The organism is Lentimicrobiaceae bacterium (assembly GCA_020636745.1).
Taxonomy (GTDB): Bacteria; Bacteroidota; Bacteroidia; order Bacteroidales; family Lentimicrobiaceae; genus Lentimicrobium.
Window position 1 is genome coordinate 21,916 of record JACJXH010000005.1, and the last position, 15,593, is coordinate 37,508.

Here is a 15,593-nt window from a genome sequence, read left to right on the forward strand (position 1 = left end):
TAACCAAATCTGTCTTTTAAAGAAGCCCTATACTGTTTTCCTGTAAACAATGGCCACCACTGTTTTATCATCGCCACCCATATTGATGGATAAACCATAAGGCTTATCAGCCGGGATGTTGATTTGTGCAGCACCAGCACGGCCGGTCATCTGCTCCCAAATAGTTACGGCCTGATGAACGCCGGTAGCTCCGGTAGGATGTCCCCAGCCAATCAAGCCACCGGTAGTATTCACGGGAATTTTTCCGTTACGTGCTGTATGTCCTTCAAGCACAAAATCGGCGCCTTTTCCATCTTCAGCCAGTCCGATAGCTTCCATTCCTAAGATTCCGGCAATACTGAAACAGTCGTGGGTTTCAACGGTAGCAAGCTGGCTGGCTGTAATACCTGCCGATGCAAGAGCTATTTTGGCAGCCTGAGCAATGGTGGTGAGTTTGGTTAAATCCCCGGGCAGCGAAGTAATATCATCAACGGCATGACCAATAGCCACTACCTCCACTGCATCCTTAAGCGCAATACCAGTTCGTTTCAATCCCTCTTCTGTTACAATGGCAATGGCTGAGGCGCCATCTGAAACTTTAGAGCAATCAAACACATTCAGGTGATCGGTAAATGTTTTAGGATTGGGTTCCATCAACCCCTGGGCTTCCAAATCAGCAACTTTATTATCAAACTCCTGGGCTGTTGGGCAAAGTCTGGCATTTTCAACAGCATTGCTGTACCACTTTGCCATAGCTTTGCGGGCCTTTTCGCGCCCTATTTTCTGATAATAAGCACCCGCCCTGTCGCTGAACTGCCCCGGAAAAAAGTAAGCATGTCCGGCTTTGCGACGTGCGAACCAACCGGCACCGGCAAGAATATCAGCGCCGTAAATGGCTTTCACCGTGTTTTGCACTTCAACACCCAGGGCAAGCACAACTTCGGCTGAGCCTGACAGCACCGACTTGATTGCGCTCACCAGTGCCAGGCCTCCGGAAGCACAGGCCCCTTCCACACGCAACGAGGGTTTATATTTCAGACCTTCATCAATCATTGGCATAAACGCACCCAAATGTGCCTGCTTGTTGAAGCGCGAGGCCATAAAATTACCAACCACGCCTTCGTCAACACGGGCAGCTCCTCCAATCTGGCTTAGCGTTCCTTGTCCGGCCTCTTTGATATAGTGCTCCAGACCAGGGCGTTCTTTTTTAGGATTAAATTCTTTGCGTCCGGTTCCCATTGAAATGGTATTGTATCCGGCAACCATATATATTTTTTTGTGTGGTTTCATCGAAAATTGATTTTAGAAACTAATTAACAAATTCGTTCACAGGACCATAGGCATGAAAGAAGCCGGTAAGCAGCACCGTATTTACATCGGCAGATGTAGCAGCTACCCCGTCGCTCACCAGTTTCAGGCCGATTTCTTTCGACCGGCGGGCATAAGCCAGTGCGAGGACTGCTCCGTTTTCGGCTGAATTTTTATAATCGGCAAATGCCAAAGCAGCAACGGCATCGCGATCGGCTGCCTTTACCAGATTTTTCCAGGGAATGGCTGTTGCCGGAACAGCGCCAAGCCATTGATCAGCCTTGCCGGCAAAAGTGCTTATGGCCACATATTCAGCAGTTTCTGCACAATAAACTGCAACCGGCCGTCCTTTTTCATATTTCAGGAAACCATCTTTCTGGCTTCCGTCAGAAAACTGACCACCTTTCACCTCTTTGGCAAAGAGCTCATCAAGAAGCGCACTGTGCAAATCTTCGTCAGGCATATATGGGTTCATCACGTTCAGGATAAATCTGACCACATCCACGCCCACATAATCAATCAGTTGAAAAATGCCCATCGGCCGCATCAGGTAATCCTGACTAATTTTGTTCATCACATAAACAGCTTCATGCAAAGGCATGATGGATGATAGTTTGGACGCTTCCTGAATGGCATAAATAGCATCGCGCATAAAATGGCCATTACCGATAAAACCAGCGATATCGTTAGATGAAACAATAACCTTGCGCATATTTTTGGCGAGCTGAAGCGCAAATTCCTTCATACCTTCAGGGTTGGCTTCAATGGTAATCAGTTCCACCAGCTTCTGTACAGCCGGAGGATTGTAAAAGTGAAAACCAAGAATTCGTCCGTCAAGTGCAGCATCCTGGTTCAAACCACCGATGGGAACGGACGATGTATTGGTAAAAAACCAGGGCTGATTCGGATTGTTTTCGTTAATCTGCCTGAAAAGCTTGGTTTTGAGCGCTGCGTTTTCGCTTACCGCTTCAAATACAAGTGTACTTTCATAGGCAACTTCCATGCGTGTTCCGGGTCTTATGAGGCTCATCACATCATTGACATAAGCGTCAATAATATCCCCGTTTTCAATTAAATCCTTCCGTTCAGCATAAAGATTACGAAGTAAAACAGTCTTTTTCTCGGCAGCTTTCAGCACCTGAGCCCTGATGTACTTCATCAGCCCGGGAAGTGCAACGGAAGTCACATCTACGGCATTTATAACAAAATGTTTGTCTTTATTGGCAGGCTGCAGCATCTGATCAGCAGCCTCCAGAGCCGTCAGGAGCAGAATGCCACTTCCCATTTTTCCGGCAGCTCCCAGCACGGTTACATTTGATAGTCTTTCGGTGTAATTCATTGGTGTGTTTATGTGTTGTTTATATTAATAACTATAATCTTGCAGAACGAACAGCTTTTTAAAAACCAGCAAGAGAAAAAGCCTTACCATTGATTACAGGATACAGTCAAATAAAGCTTCATCACACGATTTGATTTTTTAGGCACATTTCTGGCTGGCGATGTTTACTTCCACTCTGGTTTTCGTTTTTCAAGAAATGCTTTCATACCGAGTTCTCCTTCGTTGCCAAAAGGATCACCAAAGTGGGTTTGCTCCAATTCTTCGCCGGCAGCATAACTCATTTCCACTCCCTGACGGGTAACTTCCTTCACAAGTTTCACTGCCAACGGGCCTTTTGAAGCAATCACCTCGGCCAGGCGACGGGCTTCGGTCAGAAGATTTTCAGGTTCGGTTACCTTTTGAACCAAACGCATGGAAAGAGCTTCGGCTGCAGTAATCGCTTCGCCGGTGGTAAGCAGGTAAAGGGCATCTGCCAGATTGGTAAGCCTGGGCAAACGCTGAGTACCAGCATAACCTGGAATCAACCCCAGGTTAACCTCGGGTTGTCCGAACCGGGCATTAGAAGCAGCGATTCTGAAATCACAGGCCATCGCCAGTTCCATACCTCCGCCTAAAGCAAAACCATTTACAGCAGCAATTACCGGAAAGGGCAATTGCCCGAGACGGTTAAACACAGCCTGCCCTTTGGCAGAAAAACCTCTTGCTTCGTTCGGGTGCATATGAACCATTTCGGCAATATCAGCGCCGGCCACAAAGGCTTTTCCTTCGCCGGTAATAATAAGAGAGCGAATGCCAGGCACTTCTGAAATTTCGGTAATAAACCGATCCATTTCATCAAAAAAAGTTGAATTGAGCGCATTGAGCGCCTGTGGTCTGCTGATGGTTAAAATGGCACAATGGCCATCTATAACCGGCTTAAGGATTGAATATTCCATAATCGATATCGCGCCTGCAGCGCTTTGGGTTTAGATTTAATAAATATGAACACAGACTGATTTAACAAGCATCCAACGGCACCTTTAATGGAAGTGCTTCCGGTTTTCGGGTATCTGCCTGTAAAAATTACAATCTTCAATTTCTTTGCTAAATGCCAGCCAATCAATCATTTCAAGCGCTGCTTCATGACTCAGACTATCCATTTGGGTACGACAAGTTACATGAAACTTTTTGCTTTTTGCTGACTTAGCCTGATCTGATTCCAGGTCAGCCTTACCCATCTCACGTTGTAAAATATTTTCCTTCAGCTCAATATCAGCCATCGCCTCAGTATCAGAAACATAGATAAAAATAACCCTCACATGTTTAAAGTAGCCGGATTGAAGGAAAGGCAGAAATCCCCAGAAACTAGATCGTTTGAGACGCCTGCTGCTTGAAAAGATATTCAGCCGGTTATTCAATTTTGACTCTTTTTCGCGTCCTTCCATTTTTCCGAAAGGTTGCCGCTGTGCAGCCGGCAAAAGATTGACCCGGGAAATCAGGCCATGAAGGTCTTGAACAAACGCCAGGTACAATTCGCCATATTTGGCAAAATTCTCCTGTATCCTGGTGTACTTCTGTTGAATCCTTTCCGATCTTGAAATGGATTCATCCGGTGGCTTTTGAAATTTTTCGGCTTCTTCTAACCAATGTGGCATCGTAAACAGAATTGGTTTTCAAACCTAATACAAATTCTGATGTTAACATATAAAAAGACGAAAAAATATATGCACCTGGTGCTGTTTTTCCCCGGATAATTGATAGTTTATGCTTAATTTTCGTGCAACTAAGCAACAATTTTATTGTTTTCAGTATCACCCATTAACTCATTCAAACTCATGCTTACCACTTTAACACTTGAACAAATGAATGCCCTGTCGGAAGGCACCCTGATGCAACAACTGGGCATTGTATATACTGAAATAGGGCCTGATTATCTTTGTGGTTCCATGCCCGTTGACCGCCGCACCAAACAGCCGGCCGGCCTGTTGCATGGAGGCGCCTCTGCAGCGCTGGCCGAAACGCTGGGAAGCATGGGTTCCATGTCAATAGTTGACCTGGAAAAACAGTCTATTGTGGGTATTGAGGTGAATGCCAATCATATCAGAAGTGTAACAGAAGGTCATGTGCACGGGAAAGCCACACTGGTCATGCGTTCGAGAAAACTGCATGTATGGGAAATAAAAATCACCAATGATGCAGGCAGCCTTGTTTGCCTCTCCAGGCTAACGATTATGGTTTTGAATAAAGACAAATAAGCCCGTTTTTCTATGTTGGAATCAAAAAAAAGAAGCATAACAGGTTTAAGAGAATCATTTCTTGAAACCGGACGTGCGTTTGTGACCTATCGTTTCCCGGGGACAACGGAACAGATGATTATGTCGGGCCATGTTAATTTATTGCCCGAAAACAATTTCAGCCATCTGATATCAGGCAGGCTTGGTTTTCTGATGGCTGGCTTTAACAGCTCCACACCGCCACTCTGGCTGGAAGCAGATTATTTCAGTCGTTATCCTGCAAGCGAAAAACTTCAACCGGCACCAATTTCCGAAACTTTACCGCTATTGCCCCTGATTGATGTTTATGAAGTATCTGAAACAGACTATATTCAACAAGTTGAAAAGGTCACAACTGAGTTAAAGAGCGGTAAAGCCGGAAAAGTAGTTTTATCCCGAATGATGACTACCCCTTTTGAAAACCCCTATTCTGCCCCTGCTTTGTTCGACTGGCTTTGTCATACACACCAGGAGGCTTTTGTTTATCTGGCATTTTTACCTCCGCATGGTCTCTGGATGGGCGCTACACCGGAAAAACTCCTGACTTATAAAGAACAAACCGTATCAACCATGGCCCTTGCAGGTACACGCAAAGTACAATCATCAAACGAGTGGACCAGAAAAGAATATTCAGAGCACGCCTTTGTATCCAGTTATATTCAAGAAAAACTCGAAAAAACACACTGCATTAACATTGAGCATTCAGCGCCATACACGGTGAGGGCAGGCAAGGCTGAACATCTGAGAACTGATTTCACCGCAAAATGTTCACGCCATCAGGCCGCTGAATTGATAAAAGAGCTGCACCCGACACCGGCAGTTTGTGGCATGCCTGTGAATGAAGCCTTAAGAATTATCGGCCAGACAGAAAGCCATGAGCGATCTTACTATACCGGCTTTCTGGGCCCGGTTGGGAATGAAACCATCAACCTGTTTGTTAACCTTCGCTGTATGCAGCTTATCAAAGAAAAAGCCATTATTTATGCCGGAGGAGGCCTCACTGCCGATTCAAATCCACAGGCAGAATGGGACGAAACCGTACTTAAAAGCGGAACCATGATGGCTGCAATCGAAAAAATGCGGAATTTAGCAAACTGATTTCAATGCCATGAGTAAAGAAAAGGAACAAATAAGCCTGCTTGCCGTTTTAATGGCAGAAAAAGGCATTTCAAACATTGTAGTCTCACCCGGCTCGCGCAATGCGCCAGCAATTATCATGTTGGCACAACATCAGAAACTCAACCTTATCAGCATTGCTGATGAGCGTAGTGCCGGATTCTTTGCCTTAGGCATAGCGCTGAAATCTCAAAAGCCGGTTGCATTGCTTTGTACCTCGGGCAGTGCCGCACTCAATTACGCCCCGGCCATTGCTGAAGCATATTACCAAAAAGTCCCGCTCCTGGTAATTACTGCTGACCGGCCTGTTGAATGGATAGATCAGGGAGATGGCCAAACCATCAGGCAGGAAAGAATTTTTGCCAATTATATCCGAAAAAGTTTCAATCTGCCGGTCTCAACGGAGAAGCCGGAAAATATCTGGTTTGCGACACGTATCATTAACGAAGCCATTGACAGATGCTTATTTCCGGCAGCCGGGCCGGTGCATATAAACCTGCCTTTGGCCGAACCACTTTATCAAATTGATGCCAGTAGTTATCTGACTCAGGCCGCTATTATCAGCATGGCCGGTATTGAAAGCAAACTCCCAGCCAAACAGCTTGCCGTCGTGGCTGAAACCTGGAACAATGCCGCATCTAAACTTATACTGGTCGGGCAGCTGCAACCTTCTGAGCTTTTACAGGACAGTTTAAACCATCTGGCTAATGATCCATCGGTCATTGTACTCACCGAAACAACATCCAATCTTTCAAACCAGGGCTTTATTGCATGCATCGATCAGGTAATTGACGGCCTGAATGAAACAGAGAAAGCCCAGATAAAACCCGAAATACTTCTTACATTCGGCGGAGCCGTAGTTTCAAAAAAGGTAAAAGCACTGCTGCGCAAATTGAAGCCAGCTGCACACTGGCATATCAGCAACGACCCTGAAGAATTTTATCAGGACACTTACCAGTCGCTTAGTTTACACATACCCGTTTCAGCTGAATCATTTCTGACACAACTTTCAGCCAATACACAACAAAAAGAGAGCCCTTACCGTGAGCGGTGGAACAGCTTAAAGCTTATAAGAAATAAGAAACACCTGCAGTATATAAATTCTCTTGACTTTTGCGACATGCAGGTTTTTGACATGCTCTTCAAGCACATACCTGCCGGCACTGATATACATCTGGCTAACAGCACTCCTGTAAGATATGCGCAACTTTTTGAGCACAAAAACAAATACTGCTTTTTTGCAAACCGGGGCACAAGCGGAATTGATGGTTGCGTATCTACAGCGGCAGGAGCTGCCTATGTGGCAGATAAACCAGTTAGTGTGATTACAGGCGACATTGGCTTTTTTTATGACAGCAATGCGCTTTGGAACCAAAATCTGAACACCTGTTTCCGCATCATCATTATCAATAACGGAGGTGGAAATATATTCAGAATAATTGACGGACCATCTGATTACGATCAGCTCGAGACTTTTATTGAAACCGCGCACCAACACACAGCAGAAGGGCTGGCTCACAATTTTGGCCTCCGGTATTTTAAGGCTGACAGTCAATCTTCGCTCAGCCTTGCTTTGAATGAGTTTTACAATTACAATAATGCCGGAGCCGCAATGCTCGAAATAATAACACCAAACATATTAAGTGCTAAAGTGTTAAAAGATTACTTTAAATACATGCATACATGACAACAACAAGAAACTGGACAACAATAAAGACTTACGAAGAGATCAAGTTCGATTTTTTTGAAGGTATCGCCCGTATCACCATCAATCGCCCACGCTATCATAATGCTTTTACCCCTGACACGGTAAATGAGATGATTGACGCCATGCGATACAGTCGCGAAGCAGATGAGATTGGAGTAGTCGTCATTACCGGCGAAGGAGACAAGGCCTTTTGCAGCGGTGGCGACCAAAACATTAAAGGAGTTGGCGGCTATGTGGGCAAGGATGGCATCCCGCGCCTCAATGTTCTCGACCTTCAGAAACTCATCAGATCATTGCCCAAACCGGTAGTGGCCATGGTTAATGGTTATGCCATCGGCGGCGGCCATGTATTACATGTCGTATGCGATTTGAGTATCGCTTCAGAAAATGCCATTTTCGGCCAAACCGGGCCAAAAGTAGGCAGTTTTGACGGTGGATTTGGATCATCTTACCTCGCCCGTATAGTTGGTCAGAAAAAAGCGCGTGAAATCTGGTTTCTGTGCAGGCAATATTCAGCCCGGGAGGCACTGGAAATGGGACTCGTAAACAAAGTTGTACCTTTCAGTCAACTCGAAGACGAAGTAGTAGACTGGTGTAAAACAATGATGGAAAGAAGTCCGTTGGCTTTACGCATGCTCAAAATGTCGATGAATGCAGAACTTGACGGACAAACCGGTATTCAGGAGCTGGCAGGTAATGCCACACTTCTCTATTATCTTACCGAAGAAGCCCAGGAAGGGAAGCATGCATTTCTTGAAAAACGCAAACCTGATTTCAGCAAGTTCCCGAAGTTCCCTTGATTACGGGCCATAATAAGATGACAAAAAATAAATTAAATGCCTGGGTTCACGCCATTCGGTTGCGTACGCTGCCTTTGGCTTTTTCAAGTTCGCTGCTCGGAAGTTTTATCGCTTATTTCGACCAGTCCTTTAAGTGGAGTGTACTTTGGATGGCTTTACTTACCACGCTGTTTTTACAGATTCTGTCTAACCTGGCCAATGATTACGGTGATTCTAAAAACGGAGCCGACAACAGCGAAAGAGTTGGTCCGCAAAGGGCAGTGCAGAGTGGCATTATCACAGCCAAAGAAATGCGCATTGCAGTTATCATGACCAGTTTACTTGCATTTATATCCGGCATTTTGCTTATCGGAGCCGGCATCGGATTTTCTGTATCGCTCAAGTGGCTTATGTTTTTGCTGCTTGGCATAGGGGCACTCGGTGCGGCCATCAATTACACAGTAGGCAAAAAACCATACGGCTATATGGGGTTTGGCGATTTATTTGTCTTTCTGTTTTTTGGATTAACAGGTGTTTTAGGCACTTACTACCTGCATACCGGCCAGTTTTATGCAGGCCTGTTACTCCCGGCAACTGCCATGGGGTTATTAAGCACTGCAGTACTCAACCTTAACAATATGCGCGATGTTGAAGGTGACGGGCGTGCAGGCAAACGCACGCTGGTTGTAATCATGGGACCTTCAATGGCCCGCGTTTATCATCTGCTGCTGATCATCGGAGCTCCGCTTGCTTTAACGGGCTATACCCTGCTGAATTATCGCGGGCCCGGGCAATTTATCTTCCTGATTACTTTGCCGGTTCTGTTGTTGCATCTGAAGGTGGTTTTCAGAACCAAAGAACCTTCAGCGCTCGACCCTCAGCTTAAAAGACTGGCACTTACTACTTTTGCAACAGTCATTATTTTTGGTTTCGGTATGATTATCTGATGATAAACGCAAGGTACACAAAGTACAGTCTTCATTTCAGGACGCCCGCAGGTACGTCCCGGGGTACACTATTGAGTAAGGACAGTTGGTTTATCCTGGTGAATGATGATATGCATCCTCAAATAACCGGAATAGGTGAATGCAGCATCCTGAAAGGCCTCAGTATGGATGACCGGCCTGATATTGAAGATATGCTGAAGCTGATTTGTGCCGCACCCCTGGAAATATGGGAAAGAAGAGATAGTGCTCTTGCTGAATGGCCGGCACTTCGCTCAGGCCTTGAAATGGCCCTGCTCGATTTGAAAAACGGTGGACAACAATTACTTTTTCCCTCTGCATTTACACAGTCCCTAAAATCAATTCCCATCAACGGGCTGGTGTGGATGGGCCAACCGGATTATATGCTTCAGCAGATTGATGAAAAAATAAACAGTGGTTTCAGGGTCATTAAAATGAAAATCGGAGCCATTGATTTTAATGAAGAGCTCCATTTGCTCAGCTATATCAGGAATCAGTACAATAAATCAGCGATTGAAATCAGGGTTGATGCCAACGGCGCCTTTGCTCCGGAAGAAGCACCTGACAAGCTCAATCAGCTGGCACGTTTCGACATTCACTCCATTGAGCAGCCCATCAAAGCCGGCCAGTTTGCAATAATGGCTGAATTATGCAGGCAATCACCCATTCCCATAGCTCTTGACGAAGAATTGATTGGTATTCCATCCCATCATCAGGCGAAAGCATTACTTCAAACAATTCATCCACAATATATTATCCTTAAACCTTCATTATTAGGCGGCTTCGAAGCATCAGAAAAATGGATAAAACTGGCTGACGATTTGGGTATTGGTTGGTGGGTAACCTCAGCCCTTGAATCAAACATTGGATTGAATGCCATTGCGCAGTGGACAGCCACGCTTAACAGCTCCATGCCGCAGGGGCTGGGTACCGGCAGTTTGTTCACCAACAATATTCCAGCGCCTCTGAAAATAAAAAACGGCGCTTTACATGCCGAAAGCAGCATCTCATGGGATGTATCAGCCATACTTTAACCCGAATCCACCATGTTTGATATTCCTGACAAACTTATTTTAAACGGGCAGACCTACAAGGGGAAAACACTGCTGCAACTGGCAGCAGATCTACAAGCCAAAGAAAAAACAGAGCAGGAAAAATCACTGGGAAAATTCATCAGCCATTGGGTTGACAAGCAAGATTTTGTTAAAGTGAAAACATCAGGTTCTACCGGGAAGCCTAAAATAATTAAGCTGAAGAAAAGCGCCCTGTTGGCCTCAGCCTCCATGACCACGGGCTTTCTCCGGCTCAATTCCGGACAAACAGCACTGCTGTGCCTGAATACACATTTTATTGCAGGTATCATGATGGTGGTGAGGGCCATGCAAATGGAATTAAATTTAATAACAGTCGCACCCGATGGATTCCCGCTAAACAACCTGCCCGACAACCAACCGGTTGACTTTGCAGCTATGGTGCCCGCTCAGGTTTTTAACTCAATAAACCACCCCGCATCAAGGCGCAAACTGGAATCTATTGGCACGCTGATTATCGGCGGCGCGCCAATAAGTCCCTCACTTGAAGAATCAATAGCGGGCTTATCCGGCAAAATTTATGCAACGTTTGGCATGACAGAAACCATTTCGCACATTGCCCTTCGCAGAATTAATGGCCCTGAAAGGAAAGAAACCTACACCTTATTGCCAGACATCACCATGGAAACCGATGAGCGGGGATGTCTTATTGCCTGTGTTCCATACCTTGATGAGAGCAGGATTGTAACCAATGACCTTATCAGAATAGAAACGCCCACAACGTTTCAATGGCTGGGGCGGGCCGACAATGTCATCAACAGTGGTGGCTTAAAGTTGATACCTGAAGAAATTGAAAAAAAAATAACGCCCTTTTTGACTTCGCGTTTCTTTATTGCGGCTCAGCCCGATACCAAGCTTGGCGAAATACCGGTTCTCATCATTGAATCTGCAACGCCGGTTTCAGCATCTGAAAAAGAAGCCTTGCTGAGCAGAATAAAAACAGTGCTTGCCAAAAGTGAATTGCCAAAATACATATGGCAATCCAGTCAGTTTGCTGAAACAAGCAACGGAAAAATTAACCGCTCGAAGAGCGTTGAGAATCTGCAGGCCAGGTAAACAATTAAAACAGCCCCTTCACTTTAGGCTTGCCGGCAATAAAATCTTTGAGATAAAAAGGCTCAAAATAAGCCACATCTTCAAAAGCACCTGAATGAAATTGTCGTTGCGCTATCTGATTCATATATGCCGACGACACTGTAAAATTATCTTGAAAAGTGATGTTCGGGTGATGGAGCACTTCGCGACATTTATCAGCGCCATCTCCTGCAATAATCAAATGATATCCGGCCAACAAATCGTTAAACGAATCACCTGTAATAACACTGGCGGCAGTTTCACTTACCACTTGCAGTTGTTCGTCAAAAACAGCGGTGTACACTTCCATGCGGCGGGCATCAATCATGGGAACATACAAAACCGGCAACTGAAAACTGAGTTCCTTTGATTTCTGCTTCATCCCGCAGGCCATGCTTTCAAGAGTAGAGATACCAATAAGTGGTTTATCAAGCGCATAACATAAACCTTTGGCTGTTGACACGCCAATGCGCAAGCCTGTGTACGAACCAGGGCCTTTGCTTACAGCTACAGCATCAAGCTGACGTTTGTCCACGCCTGTTTCTTTCAGTATCTCATCAATAAAAACAGCCACCACTCGTGCGTGAGAATTTACCTCGCTGCTTTCTCTGATGGCGAGAATATCATTTTCATTTGTTAAACTCACACTGCAAACTGAAGTTGCAGTTTCAATATTCAGGATCAAAGCCATTTTCTTACCAACTATTTTTTCTTAAACAACTCAGCTTTATCAACCACTTTTACTTTATCGCCATCTTTGAGCGATTTGGAGACTGCGCGGTAAGGACCACTCACTACTTCATCACCAGCCTTTAAGCCATCAGTAATAATAATGTATGTATTATCCTGAATGCCTGTTTTCACCTTCTGAAGAACAACAGCACCTTCTTTAACCAGGAACACATATTCCTGAACGGGCTCATCATTGCGTGCCATTTCTTCTGACTTTTGCACCTGCTTATCGTCCTGCTTGCCACTCATTGAAGTTGTATCATTGCGGGTGGTTACTGACTGAATAGGCACAGTTAACATATTAAGGGCCGTTTCGGTTTGAATATCAACGGTAGCCGACATGCCCGGCCTGAAGGGTGACGCATTGGGCGATTCTTCAGGAATCAGGTCGCCATACGACTCGGGCAGCATTCTGATTTTGACATCAAAATTGGTGACCTGATCAGCTGTTAAACCTGTAACATTGGCCGAAGTTGCAATCTCGGTAACAATTCCCTTAAACTTGCGATTAAGGTATGAATCCACTTCAACCAGTGCAGTATCGTTCAGTGCAACGCGTACAATATCGTTCTCATTCACACTCACAATCACTTCCATCATAGCCAGATTGGCAATACGCAAAATCTCGGTACCGGCAGAAAACTGTGAAGCACCGGCTACACGTTCGCCCTTTTCAACATTCAGTTTCGAAATGGTTCCTGACACTGGAGCGTATATATTTGTTTTATATAAATTTTCGGCAGCTTCTTTCACAGATGCTTCAGCACTTTTAACCGAAAAATCAGAAGCTTTCACATTCTCTTCGGCAGCTGTAACTTCGGCTTTGGCAACTTCAAAAGCCGATTTTGCCGCATCATATTCAGAGGCAGAAATTGCCTTTTCTTTCCACAAACGCTCATTGCGTTCAAAACTGGCTTTTGCATTGATAAACTGAGCCTGAACCTGTGCTACACGCGCCCGTGAATTGGCAAGATTGGCCTTTTGAGTATTCAGACTGGCCAGAATACGATCGTAGGTTGAGGTGTAAATTTTCGGATCAATCTTAGCCAGCAAGTCACCTGCCTTTACCTGATCTCCTTCCTTTATATATACTTCAATCACTTCGCCGCTTACGTCAGGTGAAATTTTGACTTCGGCTTCAGGCTGAATCTTCCCGTTGGCCGAAACCGTTTCAATAATGGAACGCAACTCCGCTTTTTCAGTTGTAACTTCAGTTATATCTTCTTTGCCTATAAGGCCCTGCTTACGGGCAATGGCCAAAAAAATAATCACCAGTACAATTGCGGCAATACCAATTCTGATCAGATTCTTCCTTTTTTTCATCGATCTGTAGTTTCCTTTGTTGATGTATTTTTATGCTCTTGTCCTGTCCATCTCTCAACTGGCCGGAACAGAGTATTCTTTCTTTTCTTTTCAAACAAAATTAAAGCACTTAAGTTAATCTTAACAGCCCTATTGCATGAAAAGTAAAAACCGCCCGGCAATTAGCAGGGACGGTTAAATAAATTATCGACAAACCATTACGCTATTTGAGTGAAAGTGGTCTGCCCATGTAAAAGTCCAGAACTGTGGTTTTAAAAATAAAGTCAAATTTACTTTGTAATTGCTCTGATTCAGCATTCGACAAATCTTTTTTGGCATTATTGTAATCAACAGAGTTCATGATGCCCACATCAAATTTTTGTTCAGCATAGCGGAAAGACTCCCTGGTAGCATTCACTTTCTTTTCGGCAGCATGATATTGTTTAAGCGAAGCCCTTGCATCGGCCCAGGCCTGTTGAATGGTCTTGCGCAATTGCAGTTTCTGAACTTCAAGATCAATCTTTGAATTATCGAGCGCAATTTTAGCCTTGCTCACATTGGTGCGACTTTGCCAGCCGTTTAAAATCGGAATGGTCAAATAAAGTCCGATTGACTGGTTATTGTTATCAGATATCTGGTCGCTCCACGCTTTTGTTTTATAGGTATAATCAAACGAATTGGCATAAACATCGAGGTTGGCTGCATCGGGATTTAAGGCATACCCAATCAACTGTGGCTGCCCCGGAAGTACCTGATCAACAATCTGACTGGCTCCTGAATAACCTGTACCCCAGCTTCCGCTCAACGAAAGTGACGGGTAATAACCACCCTTTGCACGGGCCAGTTGTTTTTCGCTGCCAAGCAAGCGATATTCAGCAGCTTTGATTTCGGGCATGTTAGCCTGAGCGTAAGTAAATATCTGGTCAGGATTTGCAACCAAAGAAGGCTCGCCATCTATATTTAAAGCCGGAACCTCTATATCAAAACCATCAGCAGAGGGCAAATCGAGCAACTGACTTAGGGTAAGCAGTGATAGTTCCAGGTTATTCTCAGCCTCAATCAGGCTTGATTCCTCAACGGCATATTGCGCCTCAATGGTATAGGAATCGCCTTGCGCCATGGTACCGGCATCCACCAGCTTTTTCATTCTTTCCACCTGCTGACGGGTAATGTCAAGCTGGTTTGTACGGATTAAAACCAATTCCTTGTAGAACAAAACCTGCATGTAAAAAGTAGCAATGTTGATAGACATATCATTCATGTACTTGTCTGCATCCTGCTGACTGGCCATCAGGTTTAACTGGCTTTGCTTTATGCTGTTAAGCTTTTGAAAGCCATTAAACAAAGTAACTCCACTTTGCAGGTAAAAGTTATTGGATTGCGTTCTGCTTGTAGCAAACTGATTGGTGTAACGGTCAACCGTTTGCCCGTAGTTATAGGCGTGCGTGGCATTTCCGGTGATACCAGGCAGCAAATCGAGTTTCGACTGCAGCAAATCGGCCTTTGCACTTTCAACAAGCAGCATTTGCTGTTTTACCTGTAAATTATTGGTGAGTGCATGGTTTACGCATTGTTCAAGTGTCCACACCTGTTGTGAACTCGCACTTAAGCTAATCAGCGCAAATAGTATTGCAAAAAAGGCATTTGGTTTTCTCATCTCCTGTTGATTTTCCTTGGTTGTTGCTGTTTATTGCCCTGGTTAAGGGTAACAAACGAAAATGCATTGTATAAAGACCGTGCCACACATGCTATCATACTGATTCAACGTGTATTACAAAATAATAACCGCATACAAATTGTTCAGTATCGCTCAGTGCGGGTTCATTTCTGAACACCCGGCGAGGGCTGTTTGTTTTAAACGCTTTGTAATCTGCTAAAGTATTGATCAAATTTATACTTTTGAATTCTTTAATTGGATTAAATTTACAAAAATTATTAATTCCCTGTT

The 15,593-nt window shown here is 44.7% G+C and carries 14 protein-coding genes; 7 read left to right on the top strand and 7 right to left on the bottom strand.

What is annotated here, in order from left to right:
- Window positions 1-27: 27 nt before the first annotated feature.
- From H6541_09015 to H6541_09030, 4 genes are all read right to left on the bottom strand, one after another.
- Window positions 28-1,269: a 3-ketoacyl-CoA thiolase gene (locus tag H6541_09015; protein ID MCB9015920.1), complete on the bottom strand. Its 1,242-nt coding sequence runs from the start codon at window positions 1,267-1,269 to the stop codon at window positions 28-30.
- 19 nt (window positions 1,270-1,288) lie between these two features.
- The gene (locus H6541_09020) at window positions 1,289-2,626 is read right to left on the bottom strand and encodes a 3-hydroxyacyl-CoA dehydrogenase family protein (GenBank protein MCB9015921.1); all 1,338 of its coding nucleotides are present in this window, start codon (window positions 2,624-2,626) and stop codon (window positions 1,289-1,291) included.
- Window positions 2,627-2,790: 164 nt separating this feature from the next.
- Window positions 2,791-3,561: an enoyl-CoA hydratase/isomerase family protein gene (locus H6541_09025; GenBank protein MCB9015922.1), complete on the bottom strand. Its 771-nt coding sequence runs from the start codon at window positions 3,559-3,561 to the stop codon at window positions 2,791-2,793.
- Between the two features lie 84 nt (window positions 3,562-3,645).
- Window positions 3,646-4,260 carry a hypothetical protein gene (locus tag H6541_09030; protein ID MCB9015923.1) on the bottom strand — a complete coding sequence of 205 codons (615 nt, stop codon included), beginning with the start codon at window positions 4,258-4,260 and terminating at the stop codon, window positions 3,646-3,648.
- Between the two features lie 180 nt (window positions 4,261-4,440).
- Between H6541_09030 and H6541_09035 the strand changes: the two genes are divergently transcribed.
- From H6541_09035 to H6541_09065, 7 genes are read left to right on the top strand one after another with little or no spacing between them, the layout of a single operon-like run.
- A complete protein-coding gene (locus H6541_09035) occupies window positions 4,441-4,860 on the top strand; it encodes a hotdog fold thioesterase (protein ID MCB9015924.1) in 420 nt (139 codons plus the stop codon).
- Between the two features lie 12 nt (window positions 4,861-4,872).
- Window positions 4,873-5,976 (top strand): isochorismate synthase, encoded by a 1,104-nt coding sequence (locus H6541_09040; protein ID MCB9015925.1) that lies wholly within the window; start codon window positions 4,873-4,875, stop codon window positions 5,974-5,976.
- Between the two features lie 10 nt (window positions 5,977-5,986).
- Window positions 5,987-7,681, top strand: coding sequence for a 2-succinyl-5-enolpyruvyl-6-hydroxy-3-cyclohexene-1-carboxylic-acid synthase (gene menD, locus H6541_09045; GenBank protein MCB9015926.1), 1,695 nt, complete (start codon window positions 5,987-5,989; stop codon window positions 7,679-7,681).
- Entirely contained in the window at window positions 7,678-8,502 is an 825-nt protein-coding gene (gene menB / locus H6541_09050; GenBank protein MCB9015927.1) for a 1,4-dihydroxy-2-naphthoyl-CoA synthase, read from the top strand. Before menD ends, menB begins: the two co-directional genes overlap by 4 nt.
- Before the next feature lie 17 nt (window positions 8,503-8,519).
- Window positions 8,520-9,428, top strand: coding sequence for a 1,4-dihydroxy-2-naphthoate polyprenyltransferase (locus H6541_09055; GenBank protein MCB9015928.1), 909 nt, complete (start codon window positions 8,520-8,522; stop codon window positions 9,426-9,428).
- Complete coding sequence (locus H6541_09060; protein MCB9015929.1) at window positions 9,428-10,480, top strand: o-succinylbenzoate synthase; 1,053 nt, start codon at window positions 9,428-9,430, stop codon at window positions 10,478-10,480. The genes H6541_09055 and H6541_09060 overlap by 1 nt, the downstream gene beginning before the upstream one ends.
- Before the next feature lie 12 nt (window positions 10,481-10,492).
- The gene (locus H6541_09065) at window positions 10,493-11,593 is read left to right on the top strand and encodes an AMP-binding protein (GenBank protein MCB9015930.1); all 1,101 of its coding nucleotides are present in this window, start codon (window positions 10,493-10,495) and stop codon (window positions 11,591-11,593) included.
- 4 nt (window positions 11,594-11,597) lie between these two features.
- On the opposite strand, the gene tsaB is transcribed toward H6541_09065, so the two are convergent.
- The 3 genes from tsaB to H6541_09080 all read right to left on the bottom strand — a co-directional run bounded on the left by tsaB (window position 11,598) and on the right by H6541_09080 (window position 15,302).
- Entirely contained in the window at window positions 11,598-12,302 is a 705-nt protein-coding gene (gene tsaB / locus H6541_09070) for a tRNA (adenosine(37)-N6)-threonylcarbamoyltransferase complex dimerization subunit type 1 TsaB (GenBank protein ID MCB9015931.1), read from the bottom strand.
- 11 nt (window positions 12,303-12,313) lie between these two features.
- Window positions 12,314-13,666 (bottom strand): efflux RND transporter periplasmic adaptor subunit, encoded by a 1,353-nt coding sequence (locus H6541_09075; protein ID MCB9015932.1) that lies wholly within the window; start codon window positions 13,664-13,666, stop codon window positions 12,314-12,316.
- A 202-nt stretch (window positions 13,667-13,868) separates the two neighbouring features.
- Window positions 13,869-15,302: a TolC family protein gene (locus H6541_09080; GenBank protein ID MCB9015933.1), complete on the bottom strand. Its 1,434-nt coding sequence runs from the start codon at window positions 15,300-15,302 to the stop codon at window positions 13,869-13,871.
- Between the last annotated feature and the right edge of the window lie 291 nt (window positions 15,303-15,593).